General features: G+C 70.7%; 25 protein-coding genes. 14 read left to right on the top strand and 11 right to left on the bottom strand.

Translation table 11 applies throughout. From position 1 onward, the window contains the following. The first annotated feature begins 105 nt into the window (after window positions 1–105). Together NVS83_RS22245 and NVS83_RS22240 are read left to right on the top strand one after the other, a co-directional pair. Window positions 106–1,068 (top strand): LysR family transcriptional regulator, encoded by a 963-nt coding sequence (locus tag NVS83_RS22245; RefSeq protein ID WP_258741385.1) that lies wholly within the window; start codon window positions 106–108, stop codon window positions 1,066–1,068. A 122-nt stretch (window positions 1,069–1,190) separates the two neighbouring features. Then, window positions 1,191–2,090, top strand: coding sequence for a sugar phosphate isomerase/epimerase family protein (locus NVS83_RS22240; protein WP_258741380.1), 900 nt, complete (start codon window positions 1,191–1,193; stop codon window positions 2,088–2,090). Window positions 2,091–2,116: 26 nt separating this feature from the next. On the opposite strand, the gene NVS83_RS22235 is transcribed toward NVS83_RS22240, so the two are convergent. Continuing rightward, window positions 2,117–3,019 carry a LysR family transcriptional regulator gene (locus tag NVS83_RS22235; RefSeq protein WP_258741378.1) on the bottom strand — a complete coding sequence of 301 codons (903 nt, stop codon included), beginning with the start codon at window positions 3,017–3,019 and terminating at the stop codon, window positions 2,117–2,119. A gap of 171 nt (window positions 3,020–3,190) precedes the next feature. Here NVS83_RS22235 and NVS83_RS22230 point away from each other — a divergent pair, with 171 nt between their 5' ends. Genes NVS83_RS22230 through NVS83_RS22220 form a run of 3 tightly spaced genes read left to right on the top strand, consistent with a single transcriptional unit; the run spans window position 3,191 to window position 5,434 of the window. After that, complete coding sequence (locus tag NVS83_RS22230) at window positions 3,191–4,003, top strand: transporter substrate-binding domain-containing protein (RefSeq protein WP_258741377.1); 813 nt, start codon at window positions 3,191–3,193, stop codon at window positions 4,001–4,003. A 30-nt stretch (window positions 4,004–4,033) separates the two neighbouring features. Next, window positions 4,034–4,735, top strand: coding sequence for an ABC transporter permease (locus NVS83_RS22225; RefSeq protein ID WP_258734454.1), 702 nt, complete (start codon window positions 4,034–4,036; stop codon window positions 4,733–4,735). A gap of 3 nt (window positions 4,736–4,738) precedes the next feature. Next, window positions 4,739–5,434, top strand: a complete 696-nt coding sequence (locus NVS83_RS22220; RefSeq protein WP_258734453.1) for an ABC transporter permease — start codon at window positions 4,739–4,741, stop codon at window positions 5,432–5,434. Here NVS83_RS22220 and NVS83_RS22215 read toward each other — a convergent pair. The 4 genes from NVS83_RS22215 to NVS83_RS22200 are packed head-to-tail and all read right to left on the bottom strand — an operon-like array spanning window position 5,418 to window position 9,475. Then, a complete protein-coding gene (locus tag NVS83_RS22215) occupies window positions 5,418–6,170 on the bottom strand; it encodes an amino acid ABC transporter ATP-binding protein (protein ID WP_258741375.1) in 753 nt (250 codons plus the stop codon). The genes NVS83_RS22220 and NVS83_RS22215 overlap by 17 nt on opposite strands. Then, window positions 6,167–7,663, bottom strand: a complete 1,497-nt coding sequence (locus NVS83_RS22210) for a leucyl aminopeptidase family protein (protein ID WP_258741374.1) — start codon at window positions 7,661–7,663, stop codon at window positions 6,167–6,169. The genes NVS83_RS22215 and NVS83_RS22210 overlap by 4 nt, the downstream gene beginning before the upstream one ends. Continuing rightward, window positions 7,660–8,811, bottom strand: a complete 1,152-nt coding sequence (locus NVS83_RS22205) for a RidA family protein (protein ID WP_258741372.1) — start codon at window positions 8,809–8,811, stop codon at window positions 7,660–7,662. Before NVS83_RS22205 ends, NVS83_RS22210 begins: the two co-directional genes overlap by 4 nt. Window positions 8,812–8,821: 10 nt before the next feature. Next, window positions 8,822–9,475, bottom strand: a complete 654-nt coding sequence (locus tag NVS83_RS22200) for a DUF1989 domain-containing protein (RefSeq protein WP_258741371.1) — start codon at window positions 9,473–9,475, stop codon at window positions 8,822–8,824. 227 nt (window positions 9,476–9,702) lie between these two features. Between NVS83_RS22200 and NVS83_RS22195 the strand changes: the two genes are divergently transcribed. The 6 genes from NVS83_RS22195 to NVS83_RS22170 are packed head-to-tail and all read left to right on the top strand — an operon-like array spanning window position 9,703 to window position 14,643. Continuing rightward, entirely contained in the window at window positions 9,703–10,557 is an 855-nt protein-coding gene (locus NVS83_RS22195) for a transporter substrate-binding domain-containing protein (RefSeq protein ID WP_258741370.1), read from the top strand. 28 nt (window positions 10,558–10,585) lie between these two features. Further along, window positions 10,586–11,245, top strand: coding sequence for an amino acid ABC transporter permease (locus tag NVS83_RS22190; protein WP_258741369.1), 660 nt, complete (start codon window positions 10,586–10,588; stop codon window positions 11,243–11,245). Between the two features lie 18 nt (window positions 11,246–11,263). Then, window positions 11,264–11,977, top strand: a complete 714-nt coding sequence (locus NVS83_RS22185; protein WP_258741368.1) for an amino acid ABC transporter permease — start codon at window positions 11,264–11,266, stop codon at window positions 11,975–11,977. Then, entirely contained in the window at window positions 11,974–12,798 is an 825-nt protein-coding gene (locus tag NVS83_RS22180; protein WP_258741367.1) for an amino acid ABC transporter ATP-binding protein, read from the top strand. The genes NVS83_RS22185 and NVS83_RS22180 overlap by 4 nt, the downstream gene beginning before the upstream one ends. Window positions 12,799–12,844: 46 nt before the next feature. Beyond that, window positions 12,845–13,495, top strand: a complete 651-nt coding sequence (locus tag NVS83_RS22175) for a DUF1989 domain-containing protein (protein ID WP_258741365.1) — start codon at window positions 12,845–12,847, stop codon at window positions 13,493–13,495. After that, window positions 13,492–14,643: an S-methyl thiohydantoin desulfurase domain-containing protein gene (locus tag NVS83_RS22170; RefSeq protein WP_258741362.1), complete on the top strand. Its 1,152-nt coding sequence runs from the start codon at window positions 13,492–13,494 to the stop codon at window positions 14,641–14,643. The genes NVS83_RS22175 and NVS83_RS22170 overlap by 4 nt, the downstream gene beginning before the upstream one ends. A gap of 14 nt (window positions 14,644–14,657) precedes the next feature. On the opposite strand, the gene NVS83_RS22165 is transcribed toward NVS83_RS22170, so the two are convergent. After that, complete coding sequence (locus NVS83_RS22165) at window positions 14,658–15,398, bottom strand: DUF899 domain-containing protein (RefSeq protein ID WP_258741360.1); 741 nt, start codon at window positions 15,396–15,398, stop codon at window positions 14,658–14,660. 22 nt (window positions 15,399–15,420) lie between these two features. Beyond that, window positions 15,421–15,675, bottom strand: a complete 255-nt coding sequence (locus NVS83_RS22160) for a hypothetical protein (protein WP_258741359.1) — start codon at window positions 15,673–15,675, stop codon at window positions 15,421–15,423. 109 nt (window positions 15,676–15,784) lie between these two features. Here NVS83_RS22160 and NVS83_RS22155 point away from each other — a divergent pair, with 109 nt between their 5' ends. Continuing rightward, window positions 15,785–17,005 carry a helix-turn-helix domain-containing protein gene (locus tag NVS83_RS22155; RefSeq protein ID WP_258741358.1) on the top strand — a complete coding sequence of 407 codons (1,221 nt, stop codon included), beginning with the start codon at window positions 15,785–15,787 and terminating at the stop codon, window positions 17,003–17,005. Window positions 17,006–17,014: 9 nt separating this feature from the next. Then, the gene (locus tag NVS83_RS22150; protein WP_258741353.1) at window positions 17,015–17,665 is read left to right on the top strand and encodes a Vgb family protein; all 651 of its coding nucleotides are present in this window, start codon (window positions 17,015–17,017) and stop codon (window positions 17,663–17,665) included. Between the two features lie 37 nt (window positions 17,666–17,702). On the opposite strand, the gene NVS83_RS22145 is transcribed toward NVS83_RS22150, so the two are convergent. Both NVS83_RS22145 and NVS83_RS22140 read right to left on the bottom strand, forming a co-directional pair. Continuing rightward, window positions 17,703–18,128 (bottom strand): organic hydroperoxide resistance protein, encoded by a 426-nt coding sequence (locus tag NVS83_RS22145; RefSeq protein ID WP_258741351.1) that lies wholly within the window; start codon window positions 18,126–18,128, stop codon window positions 17,703–17,705. 75 nt (window positions 18,129–18,203) lie between these two features. Beyond that, window positions 18,204–18,986 carry an alpha/beta hydrolase gene (locus NVS83_RS22140; RefSeq protein ID WP_258741350.1) on the bottom strand — a complete coding sequence of 261 codons (783 nt, stop codon included), beginning with the start codon at window positions 18,984–18,986 and terminating at the stop codon, window positions 18,204–18,206. A 402-nt stretch (window positions 18,987–19,388) separates the two neighbouring features. On the opposite strand from NVS83_RS22140, the gene NVS83_RS22135 reads away from it, so the two are divergent. Then, window positions 19,389–20,327 (top strand): AEC family transporter, encoded by a 939-nt coding sequence (locus tag NVS83_RS22135; RefSeq protein ID WP_258741348.1) that lies wholly within the window; start codon window positions 19,389–19,391, stop codon window positions 20,325–20,327. A gap of 16 nt (window positions 20,328–20,343) precedes the next feature. Here the strand turns inward: NVS83_RS22135 and NVS83_RS22130 are convergent, their stop codons facing one another. Beyond that, window positions 20,344–22,206, bottom strand: coding sequence for a TRAP transporter large permease (locus tag NVS83_RS22130; protein ID WP_258741347.1), 1,863 nt, complete (start codon window positions 22,204–22,206; stop codon window positions 20,344–20,346). A gap of 53 nt (window positions 22,207–22,259) precedes the next feature. After that, window positions 22,260–23,252: a TRAP transporter substrate-binding protein gene (locus NVS83_RS22125; RefSeq protein ID WP_258741342.1), complete on the bottom strand. Its 993-nt coding sequence runs from the start codon at window positions 23,250–23,252 to the stop codon at window positions 22,260–22,262. Window positions 23,253–23,328 lie beyond the last annotated feature (76 nt).

Below are 23,328 nucleotides of genomic sequence, written 5' to 3'. Positions count from 1 at the left end.
CATGGGGAGGCTAACAGCGGGCTTGATTATATGAGAAAGATATAAAACTAATCCGAGCCATAGCTATTCTTAAAGATCGGCTCCGGCTGGTCCGGGGGGCGTCCGATGAGCCGCGCGCACTACACGCTGAAGCATCTGCGCTACCTCGTGAGCGTGGCGGACAAGGGCAGCATCACGGCGGCTGCGCAGGGGCTGCGGGTCTCGCAGCCCTCGCTCTCCATCGCCATCGGCCAACTCGAGGACAGGTTCGGCGTGACGCTGTTCGTGCGCCACCAGGCGCGGGGACTGGCGCTGACCCCGGCCGGGCGACGGCTGGTCGCGGCGGCGCGCAATCTGCTGAAGGAGGCCGAGCGGTTCGACCATTTCGCGCTGGAACTTTCCGACGAGGTGGTGGGTACGGCAGAGATCGGCTGCATCCTCACCCTGGCGCCGGTGGTGATGCCCGCGCTCATGGCCGGCTTCACCGCCGCGCATCCCAAGGCGGAGTTGAACTGCCACGAGCGCGACCATCTGGGGCTGATCGAGGAACTGCATGGCGGTGCGCTGGAGCTCGCCGTGATGTTCGACCTCGGCATACCCGGTTCGATCGCCTTCGCTCCGCTCATGGCGTGCCCGGTCTACGCCCTCGTGCCGCCAGGCCACGCGCTGGCGGAGCGCGCGGCAGTGTCCATCGCGGAGCTGGCGGACGAGCCGATGATCCTGCTCGATCTCCCCCACAGCGCCGAATATTTCCGCCAGGTGTTCTGGTCGTCCGGGCGCTCGCCGCGGGTCGCCTACCGCACCCAGTCGCCGGAGATGGCGCGCTCCATGGTCGCCAACGGGCTCGGCTACACGCTGTTCAATACGCCGTTCCGCAACGACCGGGCGGTGGACGGGCGGGCGGTGCGGCGCCTCGCCATCGTCGACGATGTGCCGCCGCTGATGGCCGGGGTCGCCATGCTGCACGACCATAAGCTGCCGCGCATCGCGGAGGTGGCGCGTGCCCATCTGATGGCCGCCACGGCGACCGGCGGCGAGGGGCAGGCACCGCTTAAAGGCCAGCTTCCCGCCGGCGCCGGCGCGGCATAGCCTCCCGCAACCCGCGTCGCCGACAGGTGGCGAATCGCGGAAAAGGGGCGGCGTCCCGACGGCCGGGCTGCGGCGATCCGGCCGCCCCGGGAGCGCCGCTAGCAGAAGAGGAGTTCCCGACCATGACCGATTCCATGACCAACCCGCTCGGCGTGCATGCGCTCGTCTGGGTCGGCGACACCTCCCCGGAGTCGATCGAATTCGCGGTGCAGCGCACGGTCGAGGCCGGCTACGACCTGCTCGAACTGTCGCTGCACGGGCTCGACAGCTTCGAGGTCGCCCATGCGCGCGCCACCATCGAGGGCGCCTCGCTCAAGGTTGCCTGCTCGCGCGGCCTCTCCTTCGAGGCGGACATCTCGAACGAGGACCCGGCGGTGGTGGAGCGCGGCGTGCGGCTGCTGCGCTCCTCGATCGAGAAGACGGCGGCGCTCGGCGGCGATATTCTCACCGGGGCGCTGTTCAGCGCGCTCGGCAAATATTCGCGGCCGGTGAGCGCGCGCGGGCGCGCCAATGCGGTGTCGGTGCTGCGCGACCTCGCCGGCGAGGCGGCGGGGCTCGGCGTCACGCTCGGCCTCGAAGTGGTGAACCGCTACGAGACCCACGTCATGAACACCGCCGCCGAGGCGCTGGCGCTGGCCGACGAGATCGGCGCTGACAATGTGATGATCCACCTCGACACCTATCACATGAACATCGAGGAGGACGATTTCGTCCGCCCGCTGCACCTGGTCGGCGACCGGCTCGGCTATGTGCATATCGGCGAGAACCATCGCGGCCCGCTGGGTTCGGGCCATATCGACTTCACCGGCTTCTTCCACGGCCTCGCCGACATCGGCTATGCGGGGCCGATCACCTTCGAATCCTTCTCTTCCACCGTGGTCGCCGAGCAGCTCTCGGCTGACCTCGCCATCTGGCGCAACCTGTGGGCCGACGGCGAGGTGCTGGCGCGGCAGGCGATCGCCTATACGCGGGCGCAGCTCCAGGCCGCCCATGCCCGCCCGAGCGCGCCGGCGCGGGCCTGAGGCGGCGGGCGGCCGCAGTCGCGGCGTCAGTCGCCGATCTGGTGCGCCAGCTCGGCGAGCTTCTCGGCGAAGTGCATCGTCACCGCATCGAAGCGGGCGCTGTTGCGGTGGACGATGGTCAGCGTCTGGGCGCCGACATCGGCGTCGCGGAACGGCACGAAGGCGAGCCCGCCGCGCAGCCGCTCCAGCTCGACATCGGCGCGAGTGAGCACCGTCACCACGTCCGCCAGCATCACGTTGCGCTTGAGCAGGTCGATCGAGTTGGTCTCCATCAGCGGCTCGATCGACACCCGCGCCTTTCGTGCCATGCGGTCGAAAAGCTGGCGCAGGGTCAGGTCCTCGGCCGGCAGCACGAAGGGGTAGTCGAGGCAGTTGCTCAGCCGCACGCTGGCGCGCGTCGCGAGCGGGTGTGAAGGGCGCACCACCGCGCCGAGGCTGCACGACACCCGGGCATGGACGGTGAGGCCGGTCTCGGAGGGAAAGTCGAAGCCGACGCCGAAATCCGCGTCCCCGCCCGCAACCACGGTGACGATGGCGTCCGCCGGCATGGCCCGCACGATGATCTTGGTGAGCGGATAGGTCTGCTGGAACTCGCTCACCACATGGGCCAGCACGTCGGCGGTCAGCGCCTCCAGCGTCGCCACCGTGATTTTGGTGCGCCGGAGCGTCTTCACGTCGCCGATGCGCAGCATCGCGCGGCTGTGGTCCTTCATGGTGTTGCGTATGTGCTCGACCAGGATCTCGCCGGCCGTGGTCAGCCGCACGCCGCGCGGCAGCCGCTCGAAGATCGGCAGGCCGAGCTCCTCCTCGAAGGCGATGATCTGCCGGTTGATGGCGGTGGAGGCGACGTTGAGCTTCTCCGCCGCCTGGCGGATCGAGCCGGCGCGGGCGACCTCGTCGATGTAGCGGATCAGGCGCGAGTGCAGCATGCGGCGCGAGGCTTCCCTGAACGGTGCCGGAAAGGCACCACTATGCTTCCAAATCTGTGCTTCTCAAGCGGCAGTATAATGCGGGAGCCTAGGGCGTACAGATGAACGGGAAGGCGCCTGATCCGCTTCGGCCGCCCTCTTTCCCAAGCTGGTTGAAGCAAGGAGCTGACGATGAATCTGTCCGGCCTGATCGGTCGCGCCTCGAGCATCTGCATGATCGTCGCGGCGCTGGGCGCGAGCCTTCCGGGGGTGAGCCACGCGGCTGCGCCCGAGAAGGTGACGATCGCCACCGAGGGCGCTTTCCCGCCCTTCAACCAGACCGAGGCCGACGGCAGCTTCACCGGCTTCGAGATCGACCTCGGCAACGCCATCTGCAAGCATGCCGGGCTCGAATGCACCTGGGTGAAGCAGGACTTCTCCGGCATGATCCCGGCGCTGCAGGCGAAGAAGTACGACTTCATCTTCTCCTACATGTCGATCAACGACGAGCGGGCGAAGGTCGGGCTGTTCTCGATCCCCTACATCACCGACCAGTTCCGCTTCTACGGGCCGAAGGGCAGCGCCGTGACCCTGCCGGCGGGCCTCGACGGCAAGAGCGTGGGCGTGCTGTCCGGCTCCACCGGCGAGCGCTTCATCAAGGAAAAATGGGGTGATAAGGTCGACGTGCGCGGCTACGACAATCTCGACCAGGTGAATGCCGACCTCGAGGCCGGCCGCATCGACTACGGCTTCAACGCGCAGCTTCCGGTGAGCGTGTTCCTCGCCTCCCCGGAGGGCGCGGGCTATGCGTGGTTCGGCCCGAGCTACAGCGACCCGCTCCTCGGGCGCGGCGCCGGCGCCATGTTCCGCAAGGACGAGACCGCGCTGCGCGACAAGGTCAACGACGCCATCCGTGCCGTCTATGCGGACGGCACGTTCAAGGAGATCGCCGCGCGCTACTTCAAGCCGGGCGTGGATGTGAGCGCCCAGCCGCTCTGGAAGTGACGGCCCGACCGACCGGGTCGGGGAGACATGATGGACCTGTCCCTTCTGGCCTTCGGCTCGGGCTGGGGTGATGCGCTGGCGCGGGGGCTCCTCGTCACCCTCGCCCTCGCCGCCGCCTCGGTGGTGCTCGGCACCGCGCTCGGCCTCGGCGGGGCGCTGGTCGCCACCTCGCGCCGGCGCACCGCGGCGCGGCTGGTGGGCGGCTACGAGGTGGTGATGCGCAGCCTGCCGGAGCTGCTGGTCATCTTCGCGGTCTATTACGGCTTCTCCTTCGCGCTGCAGGCGCTGCTGGCCCCTTTCGGCGTCGACGGCTTCGTCGCGATCGACGCGTTCTGGGCCGGGGTGCTGGCGATCGGCATGGTGCATGGCGCCTATTGCTCGGAAGTGTTCCGCGGCGCCTTCGCGGCCGTGCCTGCAGGCCCGCTGGAGGCGGCCGCCGCGCTCGGCCTGCGCCCGCTGCCGACCTTCGTCACGGTGAAGCTGCCGCTGGCGCTGCGCTTCGCCCTGCCGGGGCTGATGAACCTCGTGGTGGTGACGCTCAAGGCGACGCCGCTGGTGGCCGCGGTCGGCCTCGAGGACCTGCTGCGGGTGGCGGGCGACGCCGGCAAGAACACGAAGCACTACCTGACCTTCTATCTCGCCGCGCTGGCTGTCTATCTCGTCCTCGCCGCCGCGATCTGGCTGGTCGAGGGACGGATCGAGCGCCGCGCCTCGAAATTCCTGGGCGCCTGAGGCATGCCCGATCTCGTTGCCGGCCTCGGGCCCTATCTGCCGCTGCTCCTGGAAGGCGCGCGCACGACGCTGCTGCTGTTCGTGCTGACGCTGCCGATCGGCTTCCTGATCGCGCTTCCCTTCGCCTTCGCGCGCAACGCCCGCAACCGCGCGCTGCGCGGCCTCGGCCATGGATTCGTGCTGTTCTTTCGCGGCGCGCCGCTGCTGGTGGTGCTGTTCCTGGTCTATTACGGCCTGCCGCAGGTGCCGGGCATCCGCCAGAGCGTGCTGTGGTTCCTGCTGCGCGACCCGTTCACGGTGGCGGTGATCGCGCTGTCGCTGAACTCGGCCGGGTTCCAGACCCACATCATCGCCGGCGCGCTGCGCAACGTGCCGGCGAACGAGGTCGAGGCGGCGCGGGCGGCGGGCTTCTCGCGCCCGCAGGTGTTTCGCTTCATCGTCGCGCCGCATGCGGTGCGGCTCGGCATACGCAGCTTCGGCAACGAGGCGGTGTTCGTGCTGAAGGGCACGGCGGTGGTGAGCTTCATCACCGTGCGCGACTTGATGGGCGCGGCGAACCAGGTCTATTTCCGCACCTTCGAGCTGGTGCCGCCGCTGGTGTTCGCGGCGCTGGTCTATCTCGCCGCCGTGTTCGCGGTCTCGCGCTTCGTGCGGCTGGTGGAATGGCACGCCACGCCGCAGCTCAGGCGCGCGCGCTAGCCTTCAGGAAGCCGGCGAGGCGCGGGCTGTTCGGCCGCGCCAGCATCTCCTCCGGCGGGCCCTGCTCCACCACCCGTCCCTCGCACAGGAACACGAGCCGGTGGGCGTGCTCGCGCGCGAAGCCGATCTCATGCGTGACGGTCACGGTGGTGATGCCGCGCGCGGTGGCAGTGACGATGGCCGCCATGACGCTTCGCACCAGCTCCGGGTCGAGGGCCGAGGTCGGCTCGTCGAGCAGCAGGATGTCCGGGGCCTTGGCGAGCGCGCGGGCGAGCGCCACGCGCTGCTGCTGGCCGCCGGAGAGCTCGAACGGGTAGCGCGCGGCGAAGCCGTCCATCTCCATCGCCGCGAGATGTTCGAGCGCGCGCGCCCGCGCCGCCGGTGCCGGCAGGCCGAGGAGGCGGCGCGGCGCCAGCATCACGTTCTCCAGCACCGTCATCTGCGAATAGAGATTGAACGACTGGAAGATCATGTCGGTGCGCCGCCGGCACTCCTTCAGCCCGGCCGGGGTGGCGAGGTCCTCGCCGAGCACGGTGACCCGCCCCGCACGTGGGCGCGCCAGCCCGTTCATGCAGCGGATCAGGCTCGACTTGCCCGAGCCCGAGGGGCCGATGATGGCGACGCGCTCGCCGCAGCCGACCACGAGGTCGATGCCGCGCAGGATCTCGGCCGCGCCGAGGGCGAGGTGCACGCCCGACATCTCGATCACCGGCATGCCGGGAGCGAACTGCCTCATGCGGGCGCGCCGGCGCGCTGCGCCTCGTCGATCAGGAACTGGGCCAGCAGGCGGGTGCCGCTCGCGGTCGGCCCCTTCGGCAGATGCGGATGCTCGGCCTCGTTCCAGGCGGTGTTGTAGATGTCGAGATGGGCCCACGGCTCGTCGCCGACAAAGGCCCGCAGGAAGGATGCCGCCGTCATCATGCTGCCCTGCTGGATCGTGGTCGAGATGTTGCGCAGGTCGGCGATCCGGCTGCGCAGCAGCTCACGGTACTCCGGCCACAGCGGAAGGGGCCAGACCCGCTCGCCCGCCGTCGCTTCCGCCTGCTGGAACGCTACGGCCAGCGCCAGGTCGCTCGCGAACAGGCCGATGCCGACCGGGCCGAACACGATCGAGCTCGCTCCGGTCAGCGTCGCGAGGTCGATGATGGCGCGGGGATTCAGCGAGCGCGCGTAGTGCAGCGCGTCGGCGAGGATCAGCCGGCCCTCGGCGTCGGTGTTGAGGATTTCCACGGTCCGGCCCGAAAGGGTGCGCACCACGTCGCCCGGCCGCGTGGCGCCGCCGCCCGGCATGTTCTCGACGATCGGGAACAGGCCGGTGACCGCGAGTGGAAGGCCGAGCGCCAGCGCCGCGGTGAGCGCGCCGAACACCGCCGCGCCGCCGCCCATGTCAGTCTTCTGCCGTTCCATGTCGAGCGCGGGCTTGAGCGAGATGCCGCCGGTGTCGAAGGTCACCGACTTGCCGACGAGGACGAGCGGCGCATCGAGGTTCGGCGCTGCCGCCGGCCGGTAGTCGGCGCGCACGAAGCGGGGCTCGTGGCGCGAGCCCTGCGCCACCGCGAGCAGCGCGCCCATGCCAAGCTCCTCCATCGCCGCGCGGCCGAGCACGCTCACGTTCAGGCGAGGATCGGCGCCGAGCGCCTCGATGCGGGCGGCGAAGGCGGCGGGTGTGAGCCGGTTGGGCGGCTCGTTGCAGAGGTCGCGGGCGGCGTTCACGGCATCGGCCACCGCGCCGGCGCGGCGCAGCGCCGGTTCCGCCTGCACCTGCCGCCCGGCGGGAACGGCGATCGCGAGATGCGCGATCCGCGCACGGCCGGGCTCCTGCGTGCGGTAGCGGGCGAATTCGTAGTCGGCCGAGAGCGCGCCCTCGACCAGCGCCTGCACGACGCGCGCGAAGCCGTCCGCGTCGTGCTCCGGGAGGCCGGCGGTGTCGATGACGATCCGGCTCACCCCGCGCCCGCGCAGAGCCTTCACAGCGGCGCCGGCGGCCCGGCGCGCCTCTTCCGGCGTCACCGGCCCGGCGCCGAGGCCGGTGAGCACCAGCCGCGCCGCCGGCAGCAGGCCGAGGCTCGCGATGACGACGGCCTCGTCCGGCCGGCCGGCGACGTCCTCCGCCGCGACGACACGGGCGAGCGCCGGGTCGAGAGGCTTGTGGTCGGCGGCAAGCGGCAGGATCAGCGCGTCGCAGGCGATCTGCGCCGCCGGCGTCGTGACCACGGTGAGCGCGCTCATGCCGGCTCCCCGGTCAGGAACACACCTTCGCGGCCGGCGCCGATCACGGCGATGGCCTCGATCTCGACCAGGATTCCGTACTGGCCGAGCGGCGCGCCGACCACGGTGCGGGCCGGGTAGGGGCCGGTGAAAGCGGCGGCATAGGCGCCATCGAAACCCTCGAACAGCCGCATGTCCGAGAGCGTGACATTGGTGCGCACCACGTCCGACAGGCGGGCGCCAAGTGCTTCCAGCGAGAGCTCGACATTGCGCAGGGTCTGGCGGGTCTGAGCGGCGATGTCGCCCGGGCCGACCAGCCGGTCCTGCGCGTCATAGGGGCATTCGCCGGCGACGAAGACGATATCGCCCGCCCGCGCGCCATGGGCATGGGGACCCTTGCAGGGGCCGAGCTCGGGCAGATAGACGGTGTCGTCGCGATAGCTGAAGCCGGTGCGGCCGACGCCGCTCATGGTGGAATCGACGAAGCGCAACGCGCCGCCGCTCGCCGCCACCGCGTCCACCTCGACCAGCGCGAGCGGATGCTCCAGCACCCCGCCGACCGAGCAGCGCGCGGCGTTCGCGCCGGCGAGAAGCTCGTTGTAGACCTCGTTGTAGAAGCCGTAATTGTGCCAGCAGGCGGCGGTGTTGTTGACCTTCACCAGATCGCCCGCGCCCGCGCCGAGCGGCGCCAGCGCACCCAATATGCCGCCCAGCACCTGCCGTGCCTGCGCGCGCAGATCACCCGCTTCCTCCGCACCGCTCGAAGGATCGAAGCGCGCGCCGTCGCAGAACAGGAGCCCGCCGAGCTGCGTGACACCCGGGCCGCCCGGTGAGGAGTGCCGCACCGGCGGTTCATCCGCGCCGGCGATCAGCTCGACCAGCCCGTCGACGCCGTCGGGCAGCATCGCCCTGACAGCCGAGGTGGCGGCGGGAAAGGCCGGCAGGCGCGCGCGCAGGGCCGGGGCGGAGCGAATGTCGGCGAGATAGGCCTTCAGCCGCGCGGCGGCGGGCAGGCCGCTGCCCAGCGCCTCCAGCACCGCCTGCGCGGGCGCGAGCGGGTCTCCGCCGGGGGCAACGGCGAGGCCGCCGGTGACGACGAGCCCGCCGGCCCGCACCGCGAGGCTTTCGGCGCCGCGCACGGCGAGCGGGAGGGAGCGTGTCTCGACCATCGGCCCCGCCTCACGCCTCCGGTGCCCGCAGCACCTCGACGCGCAGCGGGGTGAGCTTGTAGCCGTTGCACGGGCCCTGGTCGGACGGGCAGTTGGAGATGCCGACGATCAGGTCCATGTCGGCGCGCAGCTCCACGAAATCGCCGGCCTTCGAGAGCGGCTCGACCGTGCGGATCGCCCCGTCCGGCTTCAGGTCGACATTCATGAAGACGTTGAAGCTGTAGGGGATTTCGCGCAGCGGCAGGCCGAAGGGCGCGAGCGCGACCTCGAGGTTGCAGCGGCAGTTCGGGGTGTGGTGCAGGCCGTAGCGCTTGAAGTTCGCCCCCTCGTTGCACGAGCCCGCCAGCAGGTCGTGGCGCCCGCACGTGTCCTCGGTCAGGGTCATCAGGCTGTTGCAGTCGTTGGAGAGCAGGCTCTTGCCCTTCACCATGTAGATCGAGCCCTGGTCCATCATGGTGACGTGGACCGAGAGCTTCTCGGCGGTGTTGTGCCGGTTGAAGCAGACCAGGTCGGCGACCTGCTGGCCTTCCAGATCGGTGATGCGCAGCACCTCGCCCCGGTCCATCGCGAAGCCGATCCGCGCGCGCGGCGCCAGTACCTCGTCGAGACGCGCCTCCCCCGTCCGCACGGGTCCCCGGTCCGGAGAGTTGTCGGGTGCGGTCATGGGCACGGCCTCCTGCGTCACGCTGTCCGGCACTAGTGCCCGGCGGGGCGGGCGCGGGGAAGCATCAATTTGGTCCCGCTTCGATGCCCGGAAAGCACCGCACCCATTGCGAGGCTGGAGCCTTTGAGGCATCGCAATTGTGCGTTTTTGATGCTTTCTCGCGCTCGTTGAACGGGGCTAGCGTCGCTTCCGTCCTCTCCCCACGCCGCTGCCCTGGAGCCCTCGAGATGATGTCCCTCACCCGTCGTGCCTTCGGCCTGACCCTGCTCGGCGGTACTGCCGTCGCGGCGCTCGGCACGGCGCCCGCCTTTGCCGAGACCACGCTGGAGCGGATCCGCCGCACCAAGAAGCTGACCGTCGGCACCGAGGCGGCGTTCCCGCCCTTCGAGTTCGTCGAGGACGGCAAGATCGTCGGCTACGGCAAGGACATCCTCAACGTCGTGGTGGCCGATCTCGACGTCGAGCTCACCCAGCTCGACGTGCCGTTCCAGGGCATCCTGCCAGGCGTGCTGGCCGGCAAGTTCGACTTCGTGGCGACCTCGGTCGGCATCAACGAGGAGCGGGCGAAGAAATACGCCTTCACCCTGCCGATCGCCGAGAGCACCCCCTATTTCATCAAGCGCGCGGGCGATGCCAGCATCTCCTCCGGCGCCGACCTCAACGGCAAGGTGGTGGGCACCCAGCTCGGCACCACCACCGAGCAGGCCGCCCGCGCCACCGACGCCAAGCTGAAGAAGGCCGGCGGCAAGGGCTTTTCCGACCTCAAGCTCTATCCGAGCTTCCCCGAGACCTATCTCGCCCTCGCCAATGGCGAGGTGGACGTGGTGGTGCAGAGCCTTCCCAACGCCGCCGTGCTCATCAAGCAGCAGCCGGGCGTGTTCGCGCTCGCCGGCCCGGCCAGCGAGACGATCAGCTATATGGGCTGGGTCACGCGGCCGGAGGACAAGGACCTGCGCGACTACATCTCCGGCGTGATCCGGCAGCTTCGCGACAGCGGCAAGCTCTACGCGTTCCAGGACAAGTGGTTCGGCTTCCGCATGCCGATCCCCGACAGCGGCTACCTGCCGCCGGGCGCGGTCTGAGCCGCCCGGCCGGTCCGGCGAGGACGGCATGACCTTCGATCCGGCGTTTTTGCTGCAGGCCTTGCCACGGCTGCTGCCGGCCGCGCTGCTCACGGTCGAGATCGCGCTGGCGGCGACGCTGCTTGGCCTGCTGGGCGGCACCGCGCTCACCATCCTGCGGGCCTGCAAGTGGCGGCCCGTCAACGCGGCGGTCGCGGTGCTGATGAGCGTGGTGATCGGCACGCCGCTGCTGGTGCAGATCTTCGTCTTCTACTACGTGCTGCCGGCGGTCGGGATCGACCTCGGGCCGATGAGCGCGGGCATCCTCGCCCTGTCGCTCAACAGCGCGGTCTTCGTCAGCGAGATGATGCGCGGCGGGCTGGCGACGCTCAGCCCCGGCGCCATCGAGGCGGCCGTCGCGCTCGGCCTGCGTCCGGCGGCGATCTGGCTGCGGGTCGTGCTGCCTCAGCTCTACGCCGCGATCCTGCCGAGCCTGATCGGCGAGTTCACCATCCTCGTCAAGGCGACGGCGCTGCTCTCGGTCATCACGGTGGTCGAGCTGTTCCGCACCGGCCAGCAGATCTATGCCGGCAATTTCCGCCCGTTCGAGACGCTGAGCGCGGTGGCGCTGCTCTATGTCGCCATCAATGCCAGCGTGAGTCTCGGCGCGGCCCTCGTCGAGCGCCGGCTGGCGGCGCGGCGGGTCTGAGCGATGCGGATCTGAATCATGTCGTTCGATCCCGCCATACTGATCGACAACTGGCCGGTCCTCGCGCGCGGCTTCGCCGTCACGGTGATGCTGTCCGCGCTTGCCATCGTGCTCGGCTTCGTGATGGCGATCCCGATCGCGGCGCTCAAGCTCGCCCGTCACCCGGTGCTGCGCCTGCCGGCGTCGCTGCTGATCGAGGTGGTCCGGGGCATGCCGTTCCTGGTGCTGCTCTATCTGCTGCATTTCGGCCTGCCATTCTTCGGGCCGCGCCTGCCGGCGACGGTGACGGGGACCTTCGCGCTGGCGCTGTTCGGCGCGGTCTATTTCGCCGAGGTGATCCGCGCCGCCGTGCTCGCCCTGCCGCGCGGGCAGATGGAATCGGGCCGCGCGGTCGGCATGACGCGGCTGCAGAGCGTACGCCACATCATCGCGCCACAGCTTGTGCCGGGGCTGCTGCCGCCTTCCACCAACATCGCCCAGATGCTGATCAAGGAATCGGCGGTGCTCTCCAGCATCACCGTGCCGGAGCTGACCTATTCGGCGCTGCTGGTGCAGGGGCAGACCTTCTCGCCGGTCGAGGTGTTCGTGGCGACCGGCACGCTCTACTGGGTGCTCAGCCACGCGCTGGCTACGGCGAGCACGCGCGGCTCGCGCCGCCATGCACGGCGCCGGCCGCAGGGGCGGATCGCCGACCGCTTCCTCTCCCTCGACGCCTTCGGGCCGCGTCCATGAGTGGGGCCGCGCAGCCGGACACGGCGCCGGCGCTGGAGGTGATCGGCCTGCGCAAGAGCTTCGCCGGCCGGCCGGTGGTCGACGACGTCTCGCTTGCGGTGGCGCCGGGCGAGGTGCTCGGCATCATCGGGCCGAGCGGCTGCGGCAAGACCACGCTGCTGCGCGCCATCGCCCATCTCGACCCGCCCGACGACGGCTTCGTGCGGGTGAGCGGGCACGCCTTCGGCCCCGAGGTCTCGCCGGCCGGCGTGGTGCGCCGGAGGTGGAGACGCGGGCGCGACATCTCGCGCGAACGCCACCGCATCGGCTTCGTGTTCCAGCAGCTTCATCTGTGGCCGCATCTCGACGTGCTCGGCAACGTGACGCGGGCGCAGAGCGTCGTGCTCGGCCGCCCGGGCCCGGTGGCGGCCGAGCGCGCCCGCGCCCTGCTGGCCCGGCTCGGCATCGCCGACAGGGCGGCGATGCGGCCGACCGAGCTTTCCGGTGGCCAGCAGCAGCGCGTCGCCATCGCCCGCGCGCTGGCGCTCGACCCGCCGGTGCTCTTGTTCGACGAGCCGACCTCGGCCCTCGACCCCGAGCTCGCCGGCGAGGTCGCTGCGCTGCTGCGGACGATCGCCGGCGAGGGCCGGGCACTGGTGGTTGTCAGCCACAGCCTCGGCTTCGTGCGGCGGCTGTGCGACCGGCTCGCCTTCCTCGATGGCGGCCATGTGGTCGAGGAGGGGCCGGCGGCCCGCCTGCTCGACGCGCCGCGCGATGCGCGGCTGGTGCGCTTCCTCGCCGCGCTGGCCCCGCCGTTTCCCTCACCGCAGCCCGCTCGCTGACAGGCGCCGGGCCGCGGAGCCGAGGCCTTATCCAGGAGTTGAGACCATGAATAGCCGATCCGACAGCCCTCGCGCGGAGGATGCCCGGCGCCAGCCGATCTGGGAGCACGTCATCGAGCCGAAGGGGCGGATCGGCTTCGAGCTCGCCAAGGGGCAGGTGCTGCGCATCGTCGATCTCGATGGGCAGCAGGTGGCGGACTTCATCTGCTTCAACAAGCACGATCTCGGCGAGAAGATCTCGATCCACACCACCATCATGCTGAACGGCAACATCCATGTCGGCACCGGCAGCACCGTGTTCTCCGACGACGCCCGGCCGATGCTGAAGGTGCTCGCCGACACGGTCGGCCGGCACGACCTGCTCGCCGGCACCTGCTGCCGGGGACTGAACCGGCTGCGCTACGGCGTCGAGGACGGGCCGAACTGCCGCGCCAGCCTCGCCGCGGTGATGGAGCCGCACGGCGTGAGCTATCGCGAGATTCCCTACACCTTCAACGTGTTTATGAACGTGCCGGTGCAGGCGGACGGCGCCATCGGCGTCGAGGCGCCGCTCTCGCGCGCCGGCGACCATATCGACCTCGAGGCGCAGATGGACCTCGTGGTGGCGATCTCGAACTGCCCGCAGGAGCGCAACATCTGCAACGGCTTCGAGGCGACGCGGCTGGGGCTTTCGATCTTCGAAGGCGCCGGGGCATGAGGCGGGCCGGTGCGGGCGACGAGGCGCGGCTCGATACACCGGGTCTCGATGTGTTGGGCCTCGAGGCGCTGTTCACGGGGCTGAGCTTCTACGGCACCGGCGGCGGCGGCTCCGCGCAGGCCGGGCTCGCCTTGCTGCGACAGGAAGGGCTGGCGCCGTCCGACATCGCCTTCGCCCCCATCTACACGCTGCCGGACGACGCGCCCGTCGCCTGCGGCATCATCATCGGCGGGCGCGACCCCGCCGACCCGCTCGACCCCGCCGCCCGCGCCGCGCTCGGCGTGCCGGCCGGCGATCTCGACCTGCCGACGCGCTTCGAGAAGGCGGTGCGGCTGATGTCGGCCCGGCTCGGCACGCCGCTCAGGGCGCTGGTACCGGTCGAACTGGGCTCGCTCGCCACCGCCGCGCTGCTGATCGCAGCGCACCGGCTCGGCCTGCCGGTGCTCGACGCCGACGCGGCGGGGCGCTGCATTCCCGAACTCGGCATGACGAAGCTGGACCTCGCCGGCCTGTCGCCGGCCCCGCTCGCCCTCGTCGACCGGCTCGGCGGCGAGGCGGTGATCGGCGCGGCGGCGAGCGCCACCATGGCCGACCGCATGGCGCGCCAGCTCAACCGGGCGGCGTCGGGCCGCGGGCTCGCCTGCCTCGCCTATCCCGGCCCGCTCGGGCAACTGCGCGGCGGGCTGGTCGCCGGCAGCATCGGCCATGCGATGCAAGTCGGGCGGCGCCTGTGCGGACCGGGGACGGCGGCGGAGCGGCTCGAGGCGGTGCTGGCCTTCGCCGGAGGCGAGCTCTCCTTCGAGGGCGAGGTGAGCATGCGCTGGCGCAGCGAGGAGCCCTACGCCTTCCGCGAGGCGGCGTACGAGCTTGTCGGGACCGGGCCGTCCGCCAGCCGGCGGGCGAGGATCTGGATAAAGAACGAGCACCATTTCCTGTGGGTCGACGGCGCGCTCGCCGCCGCCAGCCCCGATCCGATCGCAGTGCTCGACGCGGCGAGCCTGGTGCCGCTCGCGTCCACGGGAGAGGCGGAGGGGCGGCGCGTCGCGGTGGTGCGCGTGCCGGTGCTCGACACGGCGTTCGAGACGCCCGAGGGGCGGGCACTGTTCGATCCCCGACGGCTCGGCGTGGAGCCGGACCGCCGGGGCTAGGAGGGAGGGGCGCCTCAGTATTCGTCGTGCAGCCGCACCCAGCCCATGGTGCCGGTCGTCTCGTTGCGGCCCTTGGGCACGAGGTCGAGCCAGTTGAAGGCGCCGATCAGCAGTTCCGCGCCGCGGTGATAGGTCGAGTAGGTGTGGTAGACGGCGCCGTCCTCGCCTTTCACGAACACGCTCGCGCCGAACATGTCCTGGCTGCGGCGGATGACGGTGCCGTAATTGTAGATGGCGCGGCCGGTGGCGATGTCCTCGGGCGTGAACGACACGCCGAAGTCGAAGTTGAAGTCGCTGCCCTGCGAGGACACCCACGGGAAGCTCCAGCCCATGCGGGCCTTGACCGCCTCGATGCGAGCCAGCGGCACGCGCGAGACGGCGGCGAAGGAGAGGTCTGCCTGCTCGAAATGCCGGCGCGCCGCATCGACATGGTCGGCGATGAAGGAGCAGCCGGGGCAGATATGGTCCGAGCCCGGCGTCAGCATGAAATGGTAGATGACGAGCTGGCTGCGCCCGCCGAACAGGTCGGCGAGGCTGCGCCGGCCGCCGGGGCCTTCGAAGACGTACGGCTTGTCGATCCTGACCCAGGGCAGCGCCCGGCGCTCGGCGCGCAGCGCGTCGAGCTCATGGGTCAGGGCGCGCTCGCGGGCGAGGAGCGCCTTGCGGGCGTCGAGCCACTCCGCGCGCGGCACGACCGCGTGGCTCGGGACGGGTGTCGCGGCGTCGCTCGTCGCGGGATTGATCGCCTTGTTCATGGTCGGTCTCCTTGTCTGTCGGTCAGCGGGAGGCGCGCCCGCGGGCGCGCTTCAGCCAGGGCGAGAGGTGGAACAGGCTCATCTGCAGGTACATCGCGCTCATGCCGTCGATCGGCAGGCCGCCGGGCGCGGCGGAGCAGAGCGCCATGGGCGGCGCGTTCAGGGCGGTGATCCCCGCCATCAGGGCGAAGGTCGGTGCGGCCGCGAGGGTGAGCCCGTCGGTGAGGCCGAACGCCGGCCGGATCGCTTCGCTGCCTTCGGTTGCGGCTGTCGGCATTGTCATTCTCCGGCTTGCGATCGATTGTCGTCCGCGTTCCCTGCGGCGACGGGAGCAGGCTAGGGCGGGGCCGGGGCCGGGTGAGAGTGACAAGTGTGACGGGATTTCCATGGACTCGCTGATCACCGCCGCCGCCCGGGCGCTGGCGGCGGGCGATCCGCTGTCCGCGCTGAAGCGCGTCACGCTGCGCGAGGACCCGCCGGCGCTGGCGCTGCGCGGCATCGCCATGGCCCAGCTCGGCGATCTCGAACGCGCCCGGCTGCTGCTGCGCCGCGCGGCGCGCGGCTTCGGCCCGAGGGAGCCGACGGCGCGGGCCCGCTGCGTACTCGCCGAGGCCGAGATCGCGCTGGTCTCGCGTGACCTCGCCCATCCCGCCGAGGTGCTGGGCGCGGCGCGGGCGCGGCTGGCGGGGCTGGGCGACGCGGCCAACGCCGCCCATGCCGGCGCCCTCGAGGCACGGCTGCTGCTGCTGATCGGGCGTCTCGGCGAGGCCGAAACCGTGCTGGCGGCGGTCGATGTCGACGCGTTGCCGCCGGCCTCGCGGCCCGGCTACTGGCTGGTCGCGGCCGGCATCGCCATACGCCGCATTCAGGCCGGACCGGCACGCGCAGCGCTCGACGAGGCCAGGCGCGCGGCGCGGGCGAGCGGCATCGCCGCGCTGGCGGCCGAAGTGGAGACCGCTGCGCGCGCCCTCGACGCACCCGCCGCCCGGCTGATCGGGCGGGAGGGGCAGAGGCTGCTCGGGCTCGGCGAAGTCGAGGCGCTGATCGGCTCGGGCGCGCTGCTCGTCGATGCGTGCCGCATGGTGGTGCGTCGCGGGGCGGATGTCGTGACGCTCGCGGGGCGGCCGGTGCTGTTCGCGCTCGCCCGGGCGCTGGCCGAGCCGTGGCCGGGCGACGTCTCGCGCGCGGCACTGGTCGCGCGGGCCTTCCGTGCCCGCGAGGCGGACGAATCCCACCGCGCGCGGCTGAGGGTCGAGATCGGCCGACTGCGCGCCGCGCTGGCGCCGTTGGCGCGGCTCGACGCCACGCGGCGCGGTTTCGTGCTGCTGCCGCACAGAGAGACGCCGGTCGGCGTGCTGGCGCCGCCGGTCGAGGGCGAGCATGGCGAGGTGCTGGCGCTACTCGCCGACGGCGAGGCCTGGTCGAGCTCGGCGCTGGCGCTGGCGCTCGGGGTCAGCGCGCGCACCGTGCAACGCGCGCTCGACGCGCTGGCGCAGGAGGCGAAGGTGGAGAGCTTCGGGCGCGGACCCGCGCGGCGCTGGCTGGCGGCGAGCGTGCCCGGCTTCCCGACAAGCTTGTTACTCCCCGCCCGAATAAGCGAGGGCTAGACTGGCGCCATGAGACACTCCCCCGCCGAGATCATCCGCGAATACGGCCCGTTTCCCGAGGCGAAGGGCGTCCACGGCGTCAGCTATGACGGCCGGCGGATCTGGTTCGCCTCCGGCGACCGGCTGAACGCGCTCGACCCGGACAGCGGCGCCATCGTCGGCGCCCTTTCGGTTCCGGCCGATGCCGGCACGGCCTTCGATGGCCGGCACCTGTTCCAGATCGCCGAGGCGGCGATCCACAGGATCGACCCCACGACCGGCGAGGTGGTCGCGACGATCCCCGCGCCGGGCAATGGCGAGGATTCGGGCCTCGCCTGGGCCGAGGGTTCGCTCTGGGTCGGCCAGTACCGCGCGCGGAAGATCTACCAGGTGGATCCCGACACCGGCACCGTGCTGCGCACCATCGAGACAGACCGCTTCGTCACCGGCGTGACCTGGGTCGACGGCGAGCTCTGGCACGGCACCTGGCAGGACGAGACCTGCGACGTCCGCCGCATCGACCCGCAGACCGGCGAGGTGATGGAGCGGCTCGACATGCCGGCGGGAACCGTCGTCTCGGGGCTCGAATCGGACGGCGCCGACCGTTTCTTCTGCGGCGGCGCGACCAGCGGCAAGCTGCGCGTCGTCCGCCGGCCGGGGCGCGGCGGCACGGCCACCTGACCGGGCGCCCGCCCTGTCCGCGTGGGCGCGGCGACGCTCAGCGCACCGTCACCGTCTTGACGACGTCGACATTGCCCCGCACGGCGTTGGAATAGGGGCAGATGGCGTCGGCGCCGCGCACGAGTTCCTCGGCGCTCGCCTGATCGATGCCGGCCATGGTGATGGGGAGGCTCGCATGCAGCACGAAGGCGTCCGCCTCGTTGCGGCTGAGGCCGATCTCGGCCACCACCTCGACATCGCCGTCCGCGAAGCGGTGCCCGGACTGGCGCGCCACGCGCAGCAGCGCGTTCTCGAAGCAGGCCGCGTAGCCGGCGGCGAAGAGTTGCTCGGGATTGGTGGCCCCTCCCATGCCGCCCAGCTCCTTCGGGATGGCCAGCGCGAGCGCGAGGAGGCCGTCCTCGCTGCGGATGCTGCCCTTGCGCCCGCCGCTGGCGGTGACGCGCGTCGAATAGAGAATGGCCATGATGGTCTTCCTGGTTGAGGGCGCCGCGAAGCCGCGCCGCCGGCTCATCTGCCGGCGGCATCCGGTAGGGGTATCCTAGGGCGTTTTCGCGCCAACCGTGCGGGCGGCCTTCTCGATCACGGCGGCGACCTCGGCCGGGTGGGTCTCGTAGACCGAGTGGCTGGCGCCCTTGATGACGACGAAGGGGGCGTCGGCGCGCTTGTAGTAGAAGCGCTCGAGGTCCGGGCTGATGATCTGGTCGTCGCCGGCGACGACGCCCCAGACGGGTTTGGTCTTCCACGCGGCGGCGGTCAGCGGGGTGCTGAAGACGTCAGCCTTGGCGAGCACCTGCGAGCGGGCCTCGAACGTGGCCTGCTGCTTCGGCAGGTCCGGTGCGAACAGCTTCGGGAACAGGTCGGGCTTCAGATAGGTGTAGCCGTCCGGCGTCTTCTCGATGGCGCCGGGGGTCTTGGCCAGCACGCTCGGCATCTTGTGGCCGAGCTCGCTCTCGTCCTCGCCCACATCCGGGGAGTGGGCGGCGACATAGACGAGGCCGGCGACCTTGGGGTGCACGCCCGCCTCGGTGATGATCGAGCCGCCATAGGAGTGGCCGACCAGGATGACGGGACCGTCCTGCATGTCGAGCACGCGCTTGGTGGCGGCGACGTCGTCCGGGAACGAGGTCTGCGGCTCCTGGACCATGGAGACGTGGAAGCCGTCCTTCGTCAGTATGTCGCTGACCGGCTTCCAGCCGGACGCGTCGACCCAGGCGCCGTGCACCAGGACGATGTTGTGGACCGGATCGGCCGCGGCGGCCGGGGCGGCGAGCGTGAGCAGCGCGGTGAGGAGCGCGGCGGGGCGAAGGGCACGGTACGGCATGGCATCACCTCTTGGCGTATGGGGCTCCCGCCCCTAGCGGATGACCGGAGCGCCGGCGGCGGAACCGTGCGGCGCGGGATGCAGGCGACTGTTTCGTGACGCCGAAGCTAGTCAGTTCTTTCTGCGGTGATTGTCGCGAAGAACTGCGCAAGTAATTGCTGGTGCGAACAGGCAAATATTCCGGTCATTCAAGCTGATCGTCGGGCGTTCATCCGCGCCCCGGGATCGTCTTCGGCAGGCGCTCGACATGATCTTGCGACGAATACACGCGCGTCGCGGCGCGGCGTGTATTTGCGACAGCATTCCGCAGCGTTTGACGGGATGATCGATGCCCGTAAAGGAGCGCCGGGGCCGCATGGGCGGCCGGAGGGGTGCTTCCCGACAGCCATGAGGGAATGCGCCATGAGGGCCGATGTCATTCTGCTGGCGATCGCGCCGGTGTTCTTCGTGATGGCGCTCGGCTACGGCGCCGGCCGGCTTCGCGTGGTCGACAACCGCCAGGTGGGCAGCCTCAACACGCTGGTCATGAGCTTCGCCCTGCCGGCGTCGATGTTCGTCGCCACCGCCTCGGCGCCGCGCAGCGAGATGCTGGCGCAATGGCCGCTGGTCGCGCTCCTCGGGGCGGTGATGCTGGCGGCCTTCCTCGGCTGGTACCTCCTCGCCCCGGCGTCGCGCGCGGATGCGTCGATGCAGGCGCTGACCATCGCCTTTCCCAATTTCGCCGGGGTCGGCCTGCCGATCGCCGCCGCCGTGGCCGGGCCGGCCGGCGCGGTGCCGGTCGCGGTGGGGCTGGCGGCGGGATCGCTGCTCGTCAGCCCGCTCGCGCTGCTGCTGGTCGAGATGAACATGCCCGGCCGGGAAAGTGCCGCCGCGCCGGGGGCGCGCATCCTCGCCGCGCTGCGGCGCTCGCTGAGCAAGCCGGTCGTGCTGGCGCCGGCGCTGGGCATCCTGCTGTCGCTGCTGCGGGTCCCGATCGGCCCGGTGATCGGGGCCAGCCTCGAGCTGATCGGCACCGCCGCCGCCGGCGTGGCACTGTTCCTGACCGGGCTGATCCTTTCGGGACAGGCGTTCCGCCTCGACTGGCGGATCGTCGGGGCGACGGCGCTGGCGGACATCGTGCGGCCGGGCGTGACGGCGCTCTTCGTCTGGCTGCTGCCGGTGCCGGCCGACATCGCCCGCATGGCGATCCTGCTCGCGGCGGTGCCGTCGGGCTTCTTCGGCATCCTGTTCGCGGTCGACTACCGGCTCGATTCCACCGCGGCGGGCTCGATGGTGCTCGCCAGCAGCGTGCTGAGCATCGCGACCCTCGGCGTGGTGATCCTCGTGCTGTTCCCGCACTGAGCGGGAGGCCCGTGCCTCAGCTCGCGAAACCGAGCAGTCCCGGCACCAGCAGGGTGAACCATGGCACGAAGGTGACCAGCAGCAGGCCGATCAGCAGGATCAGCACATAGGGGATCATGAAGGCGGAGGCGCGGTCGACCGGCGCGCGGGTGACCGCGCAGGCGATGTAGAAGCCGACGCCGAGCGGGGGCAGGAAGGCGCCGATGCCCATCGCCACCAGCAGCACGATGCCGTAGTGCAGCGGGTCGATGCCGAGATCGGGCGCGAGCGGCAGCAGCAGCGGCGCCAGGATCAGCAGCGCCGGCAGCCCTTCCAGCAGCGAGCCGAGGATCACCACCGCCGTGATCGAGGCCAGCATGAACAGGGTGGCGTTGTCGTGCCAGGTCGCGACCAGCGCGGCCAGCGAATGGGGAAGCTGGGCGGCGGAGAGCACCCAGGAGAAGGTCTGCGCCGCCGCGAGGGTGAACAGCACCATAGCCGAGACGGTCGAGGCTTCCGCGATCATGCGACCGAACTGCCTGAGGTTCACCTCCCGGTAGAGCAGCGCGGCGATGGCGAGCCCGTAGGCCACGGCGAAGGCGGAAATCTCGGTCGGGGTGGCGAAGCCGCTGAAGATGCCGCCGAACAAGAGCGCCGGCATGGAGAACGGGATGATCGCCCGCAGCGCCAGCCGGCGGATCAGCGGCCAGTTGCGGCTGCCGTGCTGGCGGGTGTTGAATTTCGCCGCGCGGAAATAGATCAGCGCCATCAGACACAGCGCGATCACCGCGGCGGGAATGAGCCCGGCCGCAAACAGCGCGCCGATCGACAGCGAGGTGACCGAGCCGAGCACCAGCATGGCGAGGCTCGGCGGGATGCACTCGCCCATGGCGGCCGAGGCGGCGAGCACGGCGGCGGCTTCGGCGCGGTCGTAGCCCTCCTCGTCCAGCATGTCGCGCATCACGAGGCCGACGGCGGCGACATCGGCGGCCTTGGAGCCGGAGATGCCGGAGACGATGTACATGCTGACGACCATCACCTGCATCAGGCCGCCGCGCAGCCGCCCGACCAGCGCCGCGATCAGTTCGACCAGCCGGCGCGATATGCCCCCGCCTTCCATGATGAAGCCGGCGAAGATGAAGAAGGGCAGGGCCAGCAGCACGAAGCGCCCGACGCCGTCCACCATGTTCTGTGGCACGGCGATCAGCGGCACGAAGGTACCGATGTGCAGATAGAGGATGGTGCCGAGCATGAGGGCGAAGCCCACCGGCAGGCCGAGCAGCACCGTCACCAGCACGAGCAGCAGCGCGATGCTGATGGCGCTGCCGTTCGCCATCGGCGCGTCGGCGAGGAAGCCGAACAGCACGAACGGCGCGGCGAGCACGAGGACGGCGACGAGCGCCGCCAGCACCGCGCCGCGCGGCTGCTCATAGAGCCGGACGAGCGCGTAGACCGCGAGCATGACCATGCCGACCGACAGCGGCACCGCGAACCAGGCGCCGCGCATCTCGAGGATCGGGGTCAGCTCCTCCCACCGCGCCTCGACGAGGCCGATCGAGTAGAAGAAGCTGAGGAGGCCGAGCCCCAGCACCACCCAGTCCGCGCCGGCGAGCACCACCGCCTGCGTCTTTTCCGGCAGCATGTTGACGATGGTGCGCACCGAGATGTGGGCATCGCGGCGATAGGCGACCGCCCCGCCGATGAAGGCGATGGTCGACAGCGCCAGCGTCGCCACCTCGTCGCTCCACAGCAGCGGGGCGTCGATGAAGGTGCGGCCGAGCACGTTGCCGATGACGACGAGCAACTCGCCGATCAGCGCGATGCCGACCGTGATGTCGAGCAGGCGGTCGAGCAGCAAGATCCAGCCCGTCCGGTGGGCCTGGGCGGTTGGGGTATTCATGGTCGGGGGTTCCGCGATGCCTGGGGCCCCGAGGGGCAGGGCGGCGTCGGCCTCTATTGCTGGGCCATGATCTTGTCGAACAGCTCCCGGTATTTCGGCCGGAACTGCGCGTAGACCGGGTCCATCTTGGCGCGGAAGGCGGCGAAGTCCGTCTCCGTCGCCTGCATGCCGTGGTCGGTGAGGAACTTCATGCCGTCGGTGGTGGCGTCCGCCACCGCCTGCCGCCAGAACGGCTGCACGTTGACGGCCGCGGCCTTGAAGATGTCACGCTCGGCCGGGGAGAGCCGGCCCCACAGCGCCTTGCTGACCATCAGCGCGCCGGCATTGTAGACGTGGCGGGTGAGCGCGAGGTTCTTCGTCACCTCGTAGACCTTGAAGGTCACCGCCGTCGGCACCGGGAAGTCGACCGCGCCGACCGTGCTCTGCGACAGAGCGAGGTAGACCTCGCTGCCGTCGAGCACGATGGGGATGGCGCCGAGCTGCTTGAACATGGCCGCGAACACGGGGCCGGGCTGGATCCGGATCTTCAGCCCGTGCATGTCGTCCGGTGTCTTCACCACGCGGTCGTGCAGCTCGAGCTGGCGCCAGCCGTACCAGCCCCAGGAGAGGCCGACGATGCCCTTGGGCGCCATGTCGGCGAGCAGCTTCTGGCCGACCTCGCCGTCCAGGATCTTGGCGGCATTGGCCTCGTCCTTGAAGATGAAGGGGAGGTCGATCACCTGCACGGTCGGCACAAGGCTCTCGATGTAGCCCGAGGTCAGGATGGCGCAGTCGACGATGCCGGTCTGCAGGCTGCTGCCGATGTTGACCGTGCTGCCGAGCGCGCCGCCCACATACATCTGGACCTTGTATTTGCCGCCGGTCTTCTCCGCGATCTCGGCTCCGAAGCGTTCGCCGACCAGGTAGGACTTGTCCTGCTGGGTGTCGGCGGTAGCGAATTTGAGCTGGATCGGTGCGGCGGCGTGCGCCCGGCTGATATAGGGCATCGACAGGACGCCGGCGGCCATGCCGACGAGACAGGTCCGACGCGAGGGACCGCGCTCCATGGTAAATCCTCCCTGATCAGGCGGGATGGCTTGCCCCACCATCATGCTCAGCCTCGTTGATCGGGCTGTTGGGGGG

The sequence above is a fragment of the Ancylobacter mangrovi genome, from assembly GCF_024752335.1.
Classification (GTDB): Bacteria; Pseudomonadota; Alphaproteobacteria; order Rhizobiales; family Xanthobacteraceae; genus Ancylobacter; species Ancylobacter mangrovi.
The sequence above is the reverse complement of the archived record's forward strand: the minus strand, read 5'-3'. Positions and strand labels throughout refer to the sequence as shown.

What these genes read in the sequence shown, in the direction of transcription:
- NVS83_RS22180 (WP_258741367.1), top strand. Translation starts at nt 11,974, where the DNA reads ATGAGTGGGGCCGCGCAGCCGGACACGGCGCCGGCGCTGGAGGTGATC.
- NVS83_RS22205 (WP_258741372.1), bottom strand. Translation starts at nt 8,811, where the DNA reads ATGGTCGAGACACGCTCCCTCCCGCTCGCCGTGCGCGGCGCCGAAAGC.
- NVS83_RS22230 (WP_258741377.1), top strand. Translation starts at nt 3,191, where the DNA reads ATGAATCTGTCCGGCCTGATCGGTCGCGCCTCGAGCATCTGCATGATC.
- NVS83_RS22225 (WP_258734454.1), top strand. Translation starts at nt 4,034, where the DNA reads ATGGACCTGTCCCTTCTGGCCTTCGGCTCGGGCTGGGGTGATGCGCTG.
- NVS83_RS22190 (WP_258741369.1), top strand. Translation starts at nt 10,586, where the DNA reads ATGACCTTCGATCCGGCGTTTTTGCTGCAGGCCTTGCCACGGCTGCTG.
- NVS83_RS22125 (WP_258741342.1), bottom strand. Translation starts at nt 23,252, where the DNA reads ATGGAGCGCGGTCCCTCGCGTCGGACCTGTCTCGTCGGCATGGCCGCC.
- NVS83_RS22235 (WP_258741378.1), bottom strand. Translation starts at nt 3,019, where the DNA reads ATGCTGCACTCGCGCCTGATCCGCTACATCGACGAGGTCGCCCGCGCC.
- NVS83_RS22200 (WP_258741371.1), bottom strand. Translation starts at nt 9,475, where the DNA reads ATGACCGCACCCGACAACTCTCCGGACCGGGGACCCGTGCGGACGGGG.
- NVS83_RS22195 (WP_258741370.1), top strand. Translation starts at nt 9,703, where the DNA reads ATGATGTCCCTCACCCGTCGTGCCTTCGGCCTGACCCTGCTCGGCGGT.
- NVS83_RS22240 (WP_258741380.1), top strand. Translation starts at nt 1,191, where the DNA reads ATGACCGATTCCATGACCAACCCGCTCGGCGTGCATGCGCTCGTCTGG.
- NVS83_RS22175 (WP_258741365.1), top strand. Translation starts at nt 12,845, where the DNA reads ATGAATAGCCGATCCGACAGCCCTCGCGCGGAGGATGCCCGGCGCCAG.
- NVS83_RS22170 (WP_258741362.1), top strand. Translation starts at nt 13,492, where the DNA reads ATGAGGCGGGCCGGTGCGGGCGACGAGGCGCGGCTCGATACACCGGGT.
- NVS83_RS22220 (WP_258734453.1), top strand. Translation starts at nt 4,739, where the DNA reads ATGCCCGATCTCGTTGCCGGCCTCGGGCCCTATCTGCCGCTGCTCCTG.
- NVS83_RS22155 (WP_258741358.1), top strand. Translation starts at nt 15,785, where the DNA reads ATGGACTCGCTGATCACCGCCGCCGCCCGGGCGCTGGCGGCGGGCGAT.
- NVS83_RS22145 (WP_258741351.1), bottom strand. Translation starts at nt 18,128, where the DNA reads ATGGCCATTCTCTATTCGACGCGCGTCACCGCCAGCGGCGGGCGCAAG.
- NVS83_RS22210 (WP_258741374.1), bottom strand. Translation starts at nt 7,663, where the DNA reads ATGAGCGCGCTCACCGTGGTCACGACGCCGGCGGCGCAGATCGCCTGC.
- NVS83_RS22130 (WP_258741347.1), bottom strand. Translation starts at nt 22,206, where the DNA reads ATGAATACCCCAACCGCCCAGGCCCACCGGACGGGCTGGATCTTGCTG.
- NVS83_RS22150 (WP_258741353.1), top strand. Translation starts at nt 17,015, where the DNA reads ATGAGACACTCCCCCGCCGAGATCATCCGCGAATACGGCCCGTTTCCC.
- NVS83_RS22140 (WP_258741350.1), bottom strand. Translation starts at nt 18,986, where the DNA reads ATGCCGTACCGTGCCCTTCGCCCCGCCGCGCTCCTCACCGCGCTGCTC.
- NVS83_RS22215 (WP_258741375.1), bottom strand. Translation starts at nt 6,170, where the DNA reads ATGAGGCAGTTCGCTCCCGGCATGCCGGTGATCGAGATGTCGGGCGTG.
- NVS83_RS22135 (WP_258741348.1), top strand. Translation starts at nt 19,389, where the DNA reads ATGAGGGCCGATGTCATTCTGCTGGCGATCGCGCCGGTGTTCTTCGTG.
- NVS83_RS22165 (WP_258741360.1), bottom strand. Translation starts at nt 15,398, where the DNA reads ATGAACAAGGCGATCAATCCCGCGACGAGCGACGCCGCGACACCCGTC.
- NVS83_RS22160 (WP_258741359.1), bottom strand. Translation starts at nt 15,675, where the DNA reads ATGCCGACAGCCGCAACCGAAGGCAGCGAAGCGATCCGGCCGGCGTTC.
- NVS83_RS22185 (WP_258741368.1), top strand. Translation starts at nt 11,264, where the DNA reads ATGTCGTTCGATCCCGCCATACTGATCGACAACTGGCCGGTCCTCGCG.
- NVS83_RS22245 (WP_258741385.1), top strand. Translation starts at nt 106, where the DNA reads ATGAGCCGCGCGCACTACACGCTGAAGCATCTGCGCTACCTCGTGAGC.